The following is a 13804-nucleotide window of genomic DNA, read 5'->3' as shown; positions in this document are numbered from 1 at the left end:
CCCGTTGCCCTGACGTTTACGTGTGCGTAATGTCCGGTAAGGGTGAAGTTGCAGGAGGATACCGATGGATTGCGATGTGCTGGTGATCGGGGCGGGGCTTGCCGGTCTGGTGACCGCCGTGGAGGCTGCCGATCGCGGGCTGCGCGTCATCGTTCTTGATCAGGAAGGCGAACAGAATCTCGGCGGGCAGGCGTTCTGGTCGCTCGGGGGCCTTCTGTTTATCGACAGCCCGGAGCAGCGCCGCATGCGCATCCACGACGCGCTCGATCTGGCGCGGCAGGACTGGATGGGATCGGCGCAGTTCGACCGCCCCGAAGACTATTGGCCGCGCCGCTGGGCGGAGGCCTATCTCGATTTTGCAGCGAACGAAAAACGGTCCTGGCTGCACAGTCAGGGCATGCGCTGGTTCCCGGTGGTCGGCTGGGCCGAGCGCGGCGGAGGATTGGCCAATGGTCACGGAAATTCGGTGCCGCGCTTCCATGTGACCTGGGGGACTGGTCCGGGCGTTCTGGCGCCGTTCATCGCCCGGGCACGGGCATTGGAGGCGCGGGGCCGCATTCGCTTTCGCTTCCGTCATCAGGTCGATGAATTGATCATGAGCAATGGCACTGTCACCGGTGCGCGCGGTTCAGTGTTGAGAAATGACGGCGTGCCGCGCGGCCAGCGCAGTTCGCGCGAGGTGGTTGACGAGTTCTGGTTCGAGGCTGGCGCCGTCGTCGTCTCGTCCGGCGGCATCGGCGGCAATCACGATATGGTTCGCCGCCAATGGCCGGTCGATCGGTTGGGTCCGCCGCCGAGCTTCATGGTCAGCGGCGTGCCGGATTATGTCGATGGGCGGATGATCGAAATTGCCGAGCATGCGCGCGGATCGGTGATCAACAAGGACCGCATGTGGCACTACACCGAGGGCTTGAAAAACTTTGATCCGGTCTGGTCGAACCACGGCATTCGCATCCTGCCCGGGCCATCCTCGTTCTGGTGCGATGCCGATGGCAACCGGTTTGCAGCGCCCGCCATGCCGGGCTTCGATACGCTCGGCACACTGAAAGCCATCCGCAGGACCGGGGCCGACTATAGCTGGTTTATCCTGACCAAGGCGATCATCAAGAAGGAGTTCGCGCTATCCGGTTCCGAGCAAAACCCGGATCTGACCAACAAGGATATTCCGCTGCTCCTGAAAAGGCTCGGCAAGAATCCGCCGAACCCCGTGCAGGCTTTCATGGACAAGGGCGAGGATTTTATTGTTCGCGACAGGCTGGAGGATCTGGTCGAGGCGATGAATGCCCTGAGCGGCGAGGGGCGGCTGTCGCTGGACCATCTGCGCGGCCAGATTGAAGCGCGCGACCGGGAGATTGATAACACCTTCTCCAAGGACGCGCAGATTACCGCCATCCGGGGTGCGCGCAACTATCTCGGCGACAGGCTGATGCGGACTGCCAAACCGCACCGGCTGCTCGATCCCAAGGCCGGGCCGCTGATCGCCGTGCGGCTGAATATCCTGACGCGGAAAACGCTGGGTGGCCTGCAGACGGACCTGAATGGCCGGGTGCTGGAGCTGTCGGGTGAACCGGTTCCGGGGTTCTATGCTGCCGGTGAAGTCGCCGGTTTCGGCGGCGGCGGCATGCATGGCTATAATGCGCTGGAAGGCACGTTTCTTGGCGGCTGCCTGTTTTCTGGCCGCATCGCCGGACGCAGCGTCGGCGTCTAAGCGGACGCGGGAAATGCTCCCCGGATTGACCGGGGAGCGGAACAGCATCAATCCAGCTGGACGTTGGCGTCCTTGACGACCGGACCCCATTTCGCCAGTTCCGCCGTTACATGGGTGGCGAGTTCTTCCGGCGTCGAGGCAACGATCGTGGCGCTGAACTCTTTCATCTTCTCGGCCACTGTCGGGTCGGCCAGAGCTTTCTTTGCCGCAGCATTCAGCCGGTCGATGGCTTCCTTCGGCGTCCCTGCCGGAGCAAACAGAGCGTTCCACGTATAGGTCTCATAGCCGGGGATGGTCTCGGCGATCGTCGGCACGTCCGGGAAGGACGGCGCGCGCTCCTTGGTGGTGACGGCCAGCGCCCGCAGGGTGCCGGACTTGATATGGCCGGAGGAGGACGGCAGATTATCGAACATGATCGGCACCTGATTGCCGATGACGTCATTCAACGCCGGGCCTGATCCCTTGTAGGGAACATGTTGCATGCTGACATCGGCCATCTTCTTGAACAATTCGCCGGAGAGATGCAGCGGCGTGCCGTTGCCGGACGAGGCATAGGAATATTGCTCCGGGGCTGCCTTCAGCAGAGCGACGAGTTCCGCAACATTCTTGGCGGGGAGTTCCGGATTGACCACCAACACGTTGGGGACCAGCACCAGCAGCGAGACAGGGGCGAAATCCTTTTCCGGATCATAAGGCTTGGTCTTCAGGATCAACGGGTTGAGCGCGTGGGTCGCGACCGTTCCCATCAGGATCGTGTAACCATCGGCCTCGGCGCGTGCCACCCGGTCGGCGCCGAGATTGCCGCCGGCGCCTGCGACGTTCTCAACCACGACCTGCTGGCCAAGATCGTCAGCCATTTTCTGACCGATGATGCGAGCGACCACGTCGGTCGAGCCGCCGGCTGCAAAGGGTACCACGAGGGTTACCGGACGATCGGGGAATTCCTGTGCTTGCGCCGCAGTGCCAAGCGCAAGCGCCGATGCCGCCACCATTGCAAGGCCAAGCGCCGTCCGCCGCTTCAACAAAGACAAAGCCATTCAAATCTCCTCCCAAAGACGTTGCTGTCCGCAAAACGGCTCAAACCGTTTCTGCCTCCAACAATAGCGCTGGAGACCTGCAGGGCAACCTTGGGGATGAGATTAACCGTTAAGCGTGTCAGCCGAGCGTCACGACATTGCTGGCTTCCGGCGCATCATAGTCGAACTGCAGCCGGGCAAGCTTGGCATAAAGGCCGCCTTGGCGGACGAGGGAAGCGTGCGTGCCTTCTTCGACGATCTTGCCCTGATCCATGACCAGGATGCGGTCAGCCTTGAGTACCGTCGCCAGCCGGTGGGCGATGACCAGCGTGGTGCGTTCACGCATCAGCCCGTCCAGCGCTTTCTGGACGAGGGTTTCGCTCTCGGCATCGAGTGCAGAGGTTGCCTCGTCGAGGAGAAGTACCGGTGCGTTCTTGAGGATGGCGCGGGCAATGGCAATGCGCTGCCGCTGGCCGCCCGAGAGCGTAATGCCACGTTCGCCAACCTGCGTGTCGTAGCCCTGATCGAGCCGGGCGATGAATTCGTCGGCCTGCGCGGCGACGGCCGCCGCCTTCACCAGATCGCGCGATGCCGATGGCATGCCGAAGGCGATGTTATCGTGGATCGAGGCGGCAAAGATCGTCACGTCCTGCGGCACGATGGCGATGCGATGGCGCAGCGCCTCCGGATCGACGGCACGGATATCGGCGCCATCGACGCTGATCGCGCCTTTCACCGGATCATAGAACCTCAGAAGCAGGGAGAAAACGGTACTTTTACCTGCACCCGACGGGCCGACGATCGCAACCGTCTCGCCCGGCTTGACCGCAAAGCTCAGGCCCTTGACGCTCTTGTAGCCCGGGCGTGAGGGGTAAGCGAAATGCACGTCGTCAAAGCTTACGGCACCCTGTGCCGGTTCCGGCATGACAAGCGGATCGGCTGGCGCGATAATCTCAGGCTGCTCAGCCAGCAGTTCGCTCAGGCGCTCGGCGGCGCCCGCCGCCTGGGAAAGTTCACCCCAGACTTCCGAAAGTGCGCCGAGGCTACCGGCAGCAAAGACCGAGTAGAGCAGGAACTGGCCGAGCGTGCCGGCCGAAAGCGTGCCGGACAAGACGTCCTGCGCGCCGAACCATAGGACGGCAACGACGCTGCCGAAGATCATGGTGATGGCAAAGGCGGTGAGGATGGAGCGGGCCCTGATGGCGGAGCGCGCGGCCTCATAGGCGCCTTCGACGGCGCTGCCGTACCGAGCCTGAGCTGCAGCCTCGCCATTGAAGGCCTGGACGGTGCGGGCGGCGGAAATCGCTTCACCGGCATAAGCCGATGCCGCGGCCAGCGTATCCTGCGCTTCGCGCGAGCGGCGCCGGACGGAGCGACCGAATCCGACCAGCGGAAAGACGATGACGGGGATCGCGGCAATCACCAGGCTCGACAGTTTCGGGCTGGTATAGACCATCATGCCGATGGCCCCGAGACACAGGATGATATTGCGCAGCGCAACGGACGCAGTCGCACCGACGGCAGACTTGATCTGCGTCGTGTCGGCGGTCAGCCGCGAAACGATTTCGCCGGACTGGTTGACGTCGAAGAAGGAGGGGGAAAGCCGGGTGATATGATCGAACACATCGCGGCGCAGATCGGACACGATGCGCTCGCCGAGTGTGATGACGAAATAATAACGGCAGGCACTCGCCAAGGCCAGGATGATCGCCAGGATCATCAGCATCGAGAAGTAGGTGTTGATGAAGCCGGAATCGGAATTGGAGAACCCGTGGTCGATCATCCGGCGCACGGCCATCGGCAGCGTCAAGGTCGTCACGGCAGCGGCGACCAGTGAAATACCGGCTCCTATGACGAGATTGCGATAGCGCTGGATATACGGCAGCAGCTTGACCAGCGGGCGGACTGACTTTCGTCCCGCCGGTTGAACGACCTCATTCGACACATGACCTCCAATACCGGAAGAAGCTGCAAAACTCGTACGAGTCTTCTCCGGCGGTACTTGTTATCCTAATGACCATCATGTATAGGCACGGCATCAAATTGGGAAGCCGTGGTCCCTTCAGTGGTCTGCGGCTTCATTTACGTGTTCGGTCCCCATGCCGCAATGGCCCGCAAATGGCTTGCGACAATTGGACCCTGGAACTTGCAGGAAGATTGTTATGAAGGCTGATATCCATCCCGCTTACCACATGATCAAAGTCGTCATGACGGACGGCACGTCCTACGAAACCCGCTCGACCTGGGGTTCGGAAGGCCAGACCATGAACCTCGAAATCGACCCGAAGTCGCATCCGGCATGGACCGGCGGCAATCAGCAGATGCTGGACCGCGGCGGCCGCGTTTCCAAGTTCAAGAAGCGCTTCGAAGGCCTCGGCCTCTAAGCCTTTCCTGCTGGAAGACAGTTTCGAGAAGGCCCGGTTCGTCCGGGCTTTTTTGCGTTGCGGATCGTGCGATCTTTCGCACTTTTCAAAATGCCTTGCCGAATGCCTCCTTGTAGGCGGCAGGCGTGGTGGACAGATGCTTGCGGAAGTGATGGCGCAATGTCGCGGTCGTTCCGAAGCCGGCGATCTCTGCCACCGTTTCGATAGATGCTTGCGAAGTCTCCAGCAGGTCACGGGCGCGTGACAGGCGCTCGGCGAGAAGCCACCGCGCCGGCGTCAGGCCTGTGGCGGCTTCAAAGCGCCGCAAAAAGGTGCGCGTGCTCATGCCGGCTCGCGCAGCCAGGACCTCGACGGAATGGTCGCCACCCAGATGGGCGCGCATGTGGTCGAGCAGCGGCCCGAGCCGGCTGCTCTCGTGTGGCTTGGGAACCGCTTGTGCAATGAACTGCGCCTGTCCGCCATCGCGGTGGGGAGGAACGACCAGCCGCCGCGCGACCATGTTGGCGGCCGCCGTGCCGAAGTCACGGCGGATGAGGTGCAGGCAGAGATCCAGACCCGCGGCGCTGCCCGCCGATGTCAAAACACTTCCTTCATCGACGTAAAGTACATCGGGCGTGACCAGAATGTCAGGATATCGCTGCTTCAGGATATCCGTGTAGCGCCAGTGTGTCGTTGCGTGTTTGCCGGACAGAAGCCCGGCAGCGGCAAGGACGAAGACGCCGGAGCAGATCGACAGTATGCGGGCACCGCGATCGTGCGCATTCCTCAGTGCGCCACAGAGGCTGGAAGGCACTGGCGTCTCGACTCCGCGCCAACCCGGCACGATGATCGTGCCGGCCTGTGACAGAAGCTCCAGCCCGCCATCGACGACAAACCGCACGCCCCCTGTTGCGCGCATTTCGCCATCGTCGATCCCGGCAACGGCAAAGCGATACCAGTCAGGCCCCATCTCGGGTCTTGAAAGGCCGAAAACCTCTACCGCAACGCCGAATTCGAACGTGCACAGGCCATCATAGGCGATTGCAACGACGAGGGGATTGCGGTTGGGCGAGGCTGGAGATGTATTTGGCATGATCTTGATGATATATGGCGATAATGCCATCTGCAACTCCGGGCGGATATGATCTAGGAATTTCTCCATCATGACAACGGAGATCAAAATGAGTTTCGTAACCGACTATCCCGCTGCATCCTCTAGTGCCGCCATTGATCATTTTCTGAAGCGGCTTTCGGTGGAGACCGATTGTGCCGATGTGGCATCGGCCTTGATGTCCGGCGAGCAGGACTTTGTCCTTCTTCACGCCGTCGGCTCGACTGATGCCTACGCGCGCCGGCATGTTCCAGGCGCGCTGCATCTGCCGCACCGGGAAATATCGCATGAACGCATGGCGGAGTGGCCGGAGGATACGCTGTTCGTTGCCTATTGTGCCGGCCCGCATTGCAACGGCGCGGATCAGGCTGCGCTCAAGCTTGCGCGCCTCGGGCGGCCGGTGAAGATTATGATCGGTGGCATCACCGGATGGGACGATGAAGGATTACCCTTTGCGTCAGGCTCTGAACCGGGCATCCTTCGCAAGCCAGCAGCGTGATCGCAGCCGGTCAAAAAAACAATAGTATTGACTAATCAATTAGTGTTTGCTATTTGATTTTCCATGATCGAAGCCACTGATATCACCACTGTCCTGCGAACACTGGCCGACCCGACGCGGCGCGCTGTTTTTGAGCGCGTCGCAGGTGCTGACGAGATAACCGTGGTGGAGCTGACGCGCGGCAGCGGCGTGACTCAAGGTGCGATCTCGCAGCATCTCAAGTCATTGAAGCTGGCGGGCCTGGTCGTCGAGCGGCCGGAAGGCCGCAATGTCTACTACCGCGCCAGGCCGGAAGGCCTTGAGCCCCTGGCCGACTGGATGGGCCACTATGGTGCGTTCTGGCGTGACCGCTTTGCCAATCTCAGAACCCTGCTTAAGGAGATCGATCCATGAATGACGCTGTATTGAAGGCTGAAACGCAGGATATCGTGCTTGAGGAGGTGTTTCCGCATGCGCCCGAGACGATCTGGAAAGCCCTGACAACGGGCGACCTGATTGCCCGGTGGATGATGGCCCCAACCGGGTTCGAGGCGGTCGAGGGTACGTATTTTACGTTCAAGACGACACCGGCGGGGGAGTGGGACGGGATCATTCGTTGCCAGGTGTTGCAGGTGATCCCCAGCCAGCGTCTGGCCTATGCCTGGAAGGGCGGGCACGCGGGTAATGCCGGTTATGGCTCGCCGCTTGATACCGTTGTGACTTGGATGCTGACCAAAGTCGAAGGTGGCACACGTATCCGGCTTGTCCATTCGGGCTTCGTGCTGCCGAGGAATGACACGGCCTATCAGAACATGAGCAATGGTTGGAAAAAAGTCGTGCGCAACCTGGATGCGGTGGTGGCCGAACAGGATGGGACGACGTCCCTGCATTGACGATGCCTACAGCAGATCTGACTGCCGAAGCTGTCCGACGACTGTGAGTGGCGGCTCGTCGCGGGAGGCGGGGCTCTTTTTGCGTCGCTGCTGAAATCATAACACCGCTTGCCGAACGACGCTTGGGGCGCTGCCCGCAAGCAGCGCCGGCGAACCCGTGCGCAAACAATATTCGCTTTCAACAGCATCTTGAGGAGAAGAGAGATGAGCAAGGCTTTCAAGGGTGGATGTGCCTGCGGCGCGATCCGTTATGAAATCTCCGCAGAACCGATTTTCATGAACGAGTGCCAGTGCCGGGATTGCCAGCATCGAAGTGGCACGGGGCATGGCTCTTACCTGACATTTGCTGACCGCAAGGACGTCAGGCTTGAAGGGGAGGCGAGAGAGTGGGAGGTCACTGGTGATAGCGGCGGGATCAAGCGGCACGCCTTTTGCCCGGCTTGCGGGTCGCCGGTCTATCTGACCTTCGCAGCCATGCCGGATTTCTTCACGGTGCATGCGGCAAGCCTGGACGATCCCGGCCGGTTCAAGCCGCAAGCCGTGACTTACCATGTGCGTGGCTACGGCTGGGACCATCTCGATCCGAACCTGCCGAAATTCGACAGGATGCCGCCTGCATAGGGATAACGCGTCCGCTTTGCACTGGAAGCGTCAATGGCGCTTCCCTCACGGCGCAACCGCCGCTAGAGTTCCCACCGGCGTCACTGTGCTGACGGGGATGGGATAAGCATGAAGATCATAATTGCGGAGTTCGCTGCTGCGGCCTTCGTTCTGTTTGCCCGCGCGATAACCGCGGTTCGCGCCATCTGGCCGGAGCATGGATTGCCGTCGCGGCCTTGCGTCTATTTTGCCAATCATTCCAGCCATGGCGATTTCGTGCTGGTCTGGGCGGTGCTGCCACCAAGGCTACGCAAGCTGGCGCGGCCGGTGGCGGGCGCCGAGTATTGGCTCAAATCCAAGATCAGTACCTTCATCGGCCGCGACGTCTTCAACGCGGTACTGATCGAGCGTGAGCGGGAGAAGCGGACGCAGGATCCGATCGCGTTGATGACGTCTGCGATCGATGATGGCTCGTCGCTGATCCTCTTTCCGGAGGGCACGCGCAACCTGACGGATGCGCGGCTATTGCCTTTCAAGAGCGGGCTTTTCCATCTCGTTTCGGCTCGGCCTGACGTCGAACTCGTGCCCGTGTGGATCAACAATCTCAATCGCGTCATGCCGAAGGGCGAGATCGTGCCGATCCCCCTGATCTGCACCGTCACCTTCGGCGACGCAATGCGGATTATGGTGAACGAGGACAAGGACGCCTTCCTCGAACGCATGCAGTCGGCCCTTCTGGCCCTGGCTCCAAAACCACTGGGAACCGGCGAATGAACACGGCAAGCTCCGACCTTCTGACTTTGGTTCTCGGTATTTTCGGCGTGCTGATTTTCGCCTCGACAATTGGCTACGTGTTGCAACAGCGCTTTTCCGCCAATGGGCCGAATGCGGCGGTAGAGAACCTCAATGCCCGTATCAAGGCCTGGTGGGTGATGGTCATCCTGATCGGCATCGCCTTCATCGCAGGGCGCGTCGGCGTTCTGATACTCTTCGCGTTCTGCTCCTTTGCCGCCTTGCGGGAGTTCATCACCCTGATCAACACCCGGCGTGCCGATCACTGGGCGCTGGCTTCGGCCTTCTTTATCGTTCTGCCGATCCAGTATTACCTTCTTTGGACAAAGCAGTACGGCATCTTCGCGATCTTCATTCCGGTCTATGCTTTTCTGTTAATGCCGATCATTTCCGTGCTCAGGGGCGACACCGAGCGTTTCCTCCTTCGCATTGCAGAGGTGCAATGGGCATTGATGATCTGTGTCTTCTGCGTGTCGCACGTGCCAGCGCTGCTCACCCTCTCTATCCCCGGCTATGAGGGGCGCAATGTGCTTCTGATCGCCTTTCTGGTGATCGTCGTGCAGTTGAGCGATGTGCTGCAATATGTCTGGGGCAAGCTGTTCGGACGCACCAAGATCGCGCCGAACCTGTCGCCGTCGAAGACGGTTGAGGGGTTTGTCGGTGGCGTGATCAGCGCTACGCTGATCGGTGCATCGCTATCGTGGATCACACCGTTTACGCCGTTCCAGGCGGGCGTTCTGGCCTTTATCATCACCCTCATGGGTTTCTTCGGCGGGCTGGTCATGTCAGCGATCAAACGCGATCGTGGCGTCAAGGACTGGGGCAATCTGATCGAAGGTCATGGCGGGTTGATTGACCGGCTGGATTCCGTGGTCTTCTCGGCACCGATCTTCTTCCACATCGTGCGTTATTGGTGGTCGCTGTCGTGACGGCAACGCTCAGGCGATTGGCAGGCAGCGGCGCGGTGCATGTCCTGTTCGCCTTTTTGGCCATGGGCGGCTGGGCTGTATTTGCCAATCGCGGCCATGCCATGCCGCAACCGCTCTATTCGGGATTTCTGCAGGGGGCCGTGTCTGCCTGCCTGACATTGTTTCTGAAATCCGTGATCGACACCCTATCCAGACGCTTTCTCGGTATGGCGAGGTTTTGGGCGCCACCACTGATCGCCTGTCTGGGCTCGGCAAGTTTGCTCACCGCGCTGCACGCTCTGATCGGCACGCCCGAAATCGCCAGCACTATCGCGGTGCCGCTGCTGGTGTCGACCACTTACGCGGCGATCTACAATTACTCGATTTCCAGAAGAAGAGGTGCGGGATCATGACGGAGACAGGCGACCGGAGGCCCCTGGCAAGCCGCAATACGCAATGGGCCGGCGCTATTGCGCGGTGGCTGGCGGCACGCGCCATCACGCCGAACCAGATCTCACAAGCGAGTATGCTGGCGGCAGCGCTGGCCGGTGGCGCATTTGTGCTGGCGGGGCAAAACACCGGCGGGTTGCGGATCGCCTGCCTGCTGCTGGCGATCCTGTTTTGCCAGTTGCGCCTGCTCTGCAATCTGTTCGACGGCATGGTCGCCGTGGAGGGTGGCAAGGGCGCGCCGGATGGGCCGTTCTGGAATGAGTTTCCCGATCGGGTCGCCGACCTTTTGATCTTTGCCAGCGTCGGCTATGGCATCGGCATGCCGGGCCTTGGCTGGGCGGCGGGTGCCTTTGCCGTCTCGACAGCTTACGTCCGGGAACTCGGCCGAGCCACCGGGCAACCGAGCGACTTCTCCGGCCCGATGGCCAAGCAGCATCGGATGGCCGCCATCACGGCGGCGGCAGCCATCTCCATCCTGGAGCCGCTGTGGGACGGCCACAATCAGGTGCTGATGGTGGCGCTGTGGGTTGTTGCGGCGGGAGCAGCGTTGACCGCAATTCGCCGGGGCCGGACATTGGTGCTTCGCCTGAAACAGGCCGGGAACCGATAGTTTCGAGGGCATTGGCACAACAACAAAAAGCCCGGCTCTATGGGCCGGGTTTGTCATGTCAGGCTATCTGCTTGGCGCCGATCAGTTGGTGCCAAAGGCGGTCTGCAGTAGGTTGAGCTGGGCCTTGACGCCGTTCTGGTTGTCCGGAAGGAAGTTCTGGGCTTCCTGCGGCCGGTAGATTTCGCGGTCGAGTAGGGCGACGCGGTTTTGCAGGCGCAGCGAACGGTCGATCAGATCGCGAAAGCCTTCCGGCAGGTCGTTCCAGCCGGGTGCGGTGCGGTCAACGTTGAAGCTGTCGAGGCGGACCTTGTTCTTTTCCGACAGGACCTGTTCGCGGTTCATCTCGCCATTGTTGACGGCGCGCTGCAGCAGAAGCCAGGAAGCCATCTGCATCAGGCGAGTGGTCAGGCGCATCGACTCTGCGGCGTAGAGCACGGATGCCATGCGCGGCAGCACCTTGGAGGCGGTGCGGCCGGGACCGTCGAGATAGCTTGCCGTTTCTTCAACCAGGCCCATGCCTTCCGAGTACAGCACTTTGAACTGCGCCGAAGAAGCGGCGTGACCGGCAAAGCTCACTGTATTCAATCCACGTTCGGACATGGTCGGATTCCCTGGTTAAACGCATCGACTTGGGCAGGTAACGAACGGGTTAACAAAAAGTTTCCTGCCGTCCATCTGATAGCTTGAACATGATCCCATAGCGCATTCCGCGCAAGTCTATTCTTAAGAAAGGGTTAATCTCCACAATTCTCTGCAAATTGTGGAAAAAAAGACAAAAAAAGAGCCGCGATAAAGCGGCTCTCAAGGTAAAACAGGGAGAAAAATCAGACCATTCGCCGATGGTGAAATGTCTGAGTCCAGAGCGATCCGGATGCCTCAGTAATACCTTATAATGCTTAATGATGCGTTTCGGCGGCCAAAGCCGTGGCGAAATGTTGCCATTGTTTTCAATGGCCGGCCGTCGCGATCGTCCTTCGAAAGTTAAGAATATTAACGGAAGAAGCTTTCGGCTGCCGATTTGCTGGCCGACTTTCTTGCCCGTTCGGCTTCTAGCCGCTCGATTTCCTGTTTCAGCACATCAATGCGCAGGGAAAGCTCGTCGGCCGACAGCAACGCGAGATCGGCGCCGATCTCATGGGCGGGCTGCTTCTTCGGGCGGTCATCGTCAAACAGGCTCATTGCGGTTTCCTTTCCAGCCCTTCTTCACCATTCGGCTCCTCCTCGAAGGGAGCAGCTCGCGGCGACAGTTGCAGGCTCTCGGGTGTTGTCAGCGTGCCGGGATTGATTGTCGAGTAGGAGTCGCGCTCGGCCGCTGGAACGGCCGCACGCATGCGGCTGCGGAAGATCGCGTAAGCGGTGATCAGGACATGGGCGCAGGCGGTGATCATGAACAGGCCATAGGGTCCGGTGACGGTCATGATCGGGCCGCCAATGGTCGGGCCGATGATCGTGCCGATACCGTAGAGCAACAGCAGTCCGCCAGAGATCTTGACGAAATCCTCGGGCGTCGCGAAGTCGTTGGCGTGCGAAACGGCGATTGGATAAAGGGCGTTGGCCGTCGCGCCATAGATGCCGACAAGCGTGATCAGCATGATCACATGCGTGGGCTCGATCAGGAAAATCAGCGTGCCGGCAACGGCGGCAACGGCGGCGAGGGCTGCGAGCACATAACGGCGGTCGATCATGTCGGAGAGGCGGCCGGCAGGAAACTGCATGACCGCACCGGCAAAGATCGTCGTACTCATCATCAACGCGACATTGCTGTCCGTCAGCCCGACCTGGCGGCCGAAGACGGCGCCGAGCGTACCATAAGCACCGTTGGCGATGCCGACCAGCAGGATGCCGAGGAAGGAGATCGGCGAATTGCGGTAGAGGCCGCGCAGGTCAAGGCTCACCTGTTTCAGCGGCTGCGGCGAGGCGGCGGTCGACAACAGTGTCGGCAGCATGGCCAGGCAATAGACGATGCCGCAAATCATGAAGAATGTCGTCGTCCCGGTGTTGCCGAACGGGATCATCAGCTGGCCACCGACAACGCCCATCAGCGTGATGGCGATATAGAGCGAGAAGATTGCGCCACGGCTTTCATTGGTGGCGCGTTCGTTCAGCCAGCTTTCGATGATCATCGAGGTGCCGGCGGTGGAGAAACCGGTGAAAGCGCGTAAGACCACCCACCAGATCGGATCGACGAGCAGGCCGGTCAGAAGGGCGATGATGGCGAGCAGTGCCGCAAAGCCGCTGAAGGCGCGGACATGGCCAGCGCGTTTGACGATGGTCGGGGCGAGCAAGCAGCCGAGCACGAAGCCGCTGGCCCAGGAGGTGCCAAGCAGACCAAGCAATGTCGTCGAATAACCTTCAGTCGTGCCGCGCACAGGCAAAAGCAGGCTGTGCAGGCCGTTTCCGAGAAAGAGAAACAGCGTTCCAAGCAGGAGCGCGGCGACGGGAAGAAGGTTTTTTCGCATGTGAATTCCGCTGGTTCCGGGCTGCACCGAAAGGTAGGGCCATGCCGCCACAATTGCCAGCCGGAATTTCTTATTGAGTGAAACTGCAAAAGACGCTCTAACCCAGATCGCGCGCAAAAGTGACGCGCGTGTGACGGACAGGAAGCGCCCTAAGCTCTTTTCAACAAATGAGAAAACAATGTCCAAAGCGTTAACGGTCCTGCTGCTTTTGGCGATGCTGATCCAGGTGCTGAAACCGCTCAACTTGCCGGGGCTGCGCCATCGGCGCGATTTCTGGAAGATCGCCGTGTTTGCTATCGCGGTGATGATGGTGACGGTGTTGATCCGGCCTTAGGCGCGCGAAAAAACTTTGACTTGAACCGGTCCTCATCAGCCTTGCCGTTTTCGAAACAAGCGTTAAGTCCTGCTCATTAAGG

17 protein-coding genes are annotated in these 13804 nt (G+C 60.5%); 11 read left to right on the top strand and 6 right to left on the bottom strand.

Features of this window, described 5'->3' with window-relative positions; genetic code table 11:
• Nucleotides 1–64: 64 nt before the first annotated feature.
• A complete protein-coding gene (locus ASD36_RS22920; RefSeq protein WP_060506506.1) occupies nt 65–1708 on the top strand; it encodes an FAD-binding dehydrogenase in 1644 nt (547 codons plus the stop codon).
• Between the two features lie 47 nt (nt 1709–1755).
• Here ASD36_RS22920 and ASD36_RS22915 read toward each other — a convergent pair whose 3' ends face one another.
• Entirely contained in the window at nt 1756–2745 is a 990-nt protein-coding gene (locus tag ASD36_RS22915) for a tripartite tricarboxylate transporter substrate binding protein (protein WP_060506505.1), read from the bottom strand.
• Nucleotides 2746–2863: 118 nt separating this feature from the next.
• Nucleotides 2864–4669 (bottom strand): ABC transporter transmembrane domain-containing protein, encoded by a 1806-nt coding sequence (locus ASD36_RS22910; RefSeq protein ID WP_082512306.1) that lies wholly within the window; start codon nt 4667–4669, stop codon nt 2864–2866.
• Nucleotides 4670–4886: 217 nt separating this feature from the next.
• Between ASD36_RS22910 and rpmE the strand changes: the two genes are divergently transcribed.
• Nucleotides 4887–5108: a 50S ribosomal protein L31 gene (gene rpmE / locus ASD36_RS22905; RefSeq protein ID WP_037099961.1), complete on the top strand. Its 222-nt coding sequence runs from the start codon at nt 4887–4889 to the stop codon at nt 5106–5108.
• A gap of 85 nt (nt 5109–5193) precedes the next feature.
• Here the strand turns inward: rpmE and ftrA are convergent, their stop codons facing one another.
• On the bottom strand, nt 5194–6180 hold the full coding sequence (gene ftrA / locus ASD36_RS22900) for a transcriptional regulator FtrA (protein ID WP_060506603.1): 987 nt from the start codon (nt 6178–6180) through the stop codon (nt 5194–5196).
• An 88-nt stretch (nt 6181–6268) separates the two neighbouring features.
• Between ftrA and ASD36_RS22895 the strand changes: the two genes are divergently transcribed.
• The 8 genes from ASD36_RS22895 to ASD36_RS22860 all read left to right on the top strand — a co-directional run bounded on the left by ASD36_RS22895 (nt 6269) and on the right by ASD36_RS22860 (nt 10929).
• The gene (locus ASD36_RS22895; RefSeq protein WP_060506504.1) at nt 6269–6697 is read left to right on the top strand and encodes a rhodanese-like domain-containing protein; all 429 of its coding nucleotides are present in this window, start codon (nt 6269–6271) and stop codon (nt 6695–6697) included.
• A gap of 63 nt (nt 6698–6760) precedes the next feature.
• Entirely contained in the window at nt 6761–7090 is a 330-nt protein-coding gene (locus ASD36_RS22890) for a metalloregulator ArsR/SmtB family transcription factor (RefSeq protein ID WP_060506503.1), read from the top strand.
• Nucleotides 7087–7569: an SRPBCC domain-containing protein gene (locus ASD36_RS22885; protein ID WP_060506502.1), complete on the top strand. Its 483-nt coding sequence runs from the start codon at nt 7087–7089 to the stop codon at nt 7567–7569. The genes ASD36_RS22890 and ASD36_RS22885 overlap by 4 nt, the downstream gene beginning before the upstream one ends.
• 204 nt (nt 7570–7773) lie before the next feature.
• Nucleotides 7774–8190: a GFA family protein gene (locus tag ASD36_RS22880; RefSeq protein ID WP_060506501.1), complete on the top strand. Its 417-nt coding sequence runs from the start codon at nt 7774–7776 to the stop codon at nt 8188–8190.
• A gap of 108 nt (nt 8191–8298) precedes the next feature.
• Nucleotides 8299–8943, top strand: a complete 645-nt coding sequence (locus ASD36_RS22875; RefSeq protein ID WP_060506500.1) for a lysophospholipid acyltransferase family protein — start codon at nt 8299–8301, stop codon at nt 8941–8943.
• Nucleotides 8940–9890: a phosphatidate cytidylyltransferase gene (locus ASD36_RS22870; RefSeq protein WP_060506499.1), complete on the top strand. Its 951-nt coding sequence runs from the start codon at nt 8940–8942 to the stop codon at nt 9888–9890. Before ASD36_RS22875 ends, ASD36_RS22870 begins: the two co-directional genes overlap by 4 nt.
• Entirely contained in the window at nt 9887–10282 is a 396-nt protein-coding gene (locus ASD36_RS22865; RefSeq protein WP_112834523.1) for a hypothetical protein, read from the top strand. Before ASD36_RS22870 ends, ASD36_RS22865 begins: the two co-directional genes overlap by 4 nt.
• Complete coding sequence (locus tag ASD36_RS22860) at nt 10279–10929, top strand: CDP-alcohol phosphatidyltransferase family protein (RefSeq protein ID WP_060506497.1); 651 nt, start codon at nt 10279–10281, stop codon at nt 10927–10929. Before ASD36_RS22865 ends, ASD36_RS22860 begins: the two co-directional genes overlap by 4 nt.
• A gap of 81 nt (nt 10930–11010) precedes the next feature.
• Here the strand turns inward: ASD36_RS22860 and ASD36_RS22855 are convergent, their stop codons facing one another.
• The 3 genes from ASD36_RS22855 to ASD36_RS22845 form a co-directional block, all read right to left on the bottom strand.
• On the bottom strand, nt 11011–11529 hold the full coding sequence (locus ASD36_RS22855) for a DUF1465 family protein (RefSeq protein WP_060506496.1): 519 nt from the start codon (nt 11527–11529) through the stop codon (nt 11011–11013).
• Nucleotides 11530–11919: 390 nt separating this feature from the next.
• On the bottom strand, nt 11920–12108 hold the full coding sequence (locus ASD36_RS22850; RefSeq protein WP_060506495.1) for a DUF1192 domain-containing protein: 189 nt from the start codon (nt 12106–12108) through the stop codon (nt 11920–11922).
• Nucleotides 12105–13388 carry an MFS transporter gene (locus ASD36_RS22845; protein ID WP_060506494.1) on the bottom strand — a complete coding sequence of 428 codons (1284 nt, stop codon included), beginning with the start codon at nt 13386–13388 and terminating at the stop codon, nt 12105–12107. Before ASD36_RS22845 ends, ASD36_RS22850 begins: the two co-directional genes overlap by 4 nt.
• A gap of 73 nt (nt 13389–13461) precedes the next feature.
• Here ASD36_RS22845 and ASD36_RS30945 point away from each other — a divergent pair, with 73 nt between their 5' ends.
• Entirely contained in the window at nt 13462–13722 is a 261-nt protein-coding gene (locus ASD36_RS30945; protein ID WP_162246399.1) for a hypothetical protein, read from the top strand.
• Nucleotides 13723–13804 lie beyond the last annotated feature (82 nt).

This window comes from Rhizobium sp. Root1334 (assembly GCF_001426665.1).
Taxonomy (GTDB): domain Bacteria; phylum Pseudomonadota; class Alphaproteobacteria; order Rhizobiales; family Rhizobiaceae; genus Pararhizobium.
This window is presented reverse-complemented; position numbering and strand designations above follow the sequence as displayed.

Coding starts and splice junctions, on each gene's coding strand:
- rpmE (WP_037099961.1), top strand. CDS start 4,887: ATGAAGGCTGATATCCATCCCGCTTACCACATGATCAAAGTCGTCATG.
- ASD36_RS22920 (WP_060506506.1), top strand. CDS start 65: ATGGATTGCGATGTGCTGGTGATCGGGGCGGGGCTTGCCGGTCTGGTG.
- ASD36_RS22880 (WP_060506501.1), top strand. CDS start 7,774: ATGAGCAAGGCTTTCAAGGGTGGATGTGCCTGCGGCGCGATCCGTTAT.
- ASD36_RS22915 (WP_060506505.1), bottom strand. CDS start 2,745: ATGGCTTTGTCTTTGTTGAAGCGGCGGACGGCGCTTGGCCTTGCAATG.
- ASD36_RS22875 (WP_060506500.1), top strand. CDS start 8,299: ATGAAGATCATAATTGCGGAGTTCGCTGCTGCGGCCTTCGTTCTGTTT.
- ASD36_RS22850 (WP_060506495.1), bottom strand. CDS start 12,108: ATGAGCCTGTTTGACGATGACCGCCCGAAGAAGCAGCCCGCCCATGAG.
- ftrA (WP_060506603.1), bottom strand. CDS start 6,180: ATGCCAAATACATCTCCAGCCTCGCCCAACCGCAATCCCCTCGTCGTT.
- ASD36_RS22895 (WP_060506504.1), top strand. CDS start 6,269: ATGAGTTTCGTAACCGACTATCCCGCTGCATCCTCTAGTGCCGCCATT.
- ASD36_RS22890 (WP_060506503.1), top strand. CDS start 6,761: ATGATCGAAGCCACTGATATCACCACTGTCCTGCGAACACTGGCCGAC.
- ASD36_RS22845 (WP_060506494.1), bottom strand. CDS start 13,388: ATGCGAAAAAACCTTCTTCCCGTCGCCGCGCTCCTGCTTGGAACGCTG.
- ASD36_RS22870 (WP_060506499.1), top strand. CDS start 8,940: ATGAACACGGCAAGCTCCGACCTTCTGACTTTGGTTCTCGGTATTTTC.
- ASD36_RS22860 (WP_060506497.1), top strand. CDS start 10,279: ATGACGGAGACAGGCGACCGGAGGCCCCTGGCAAGCCGCAATACGCAA.
- ASD36_RS22855 (WP_060506496.1), bottom strand. CDS start 11,529: ATGTCCGAACGTGGATTGAATACAGTGAGCTTTGCCGGTCACGCCGCT.
- ASD36_RS22885 (WP_060506502.1), top strand. CDS start 7,087: ATGAATGACGCTGTATTGAAGGCTGAAACGCAGGATATCGTGCTTGAG.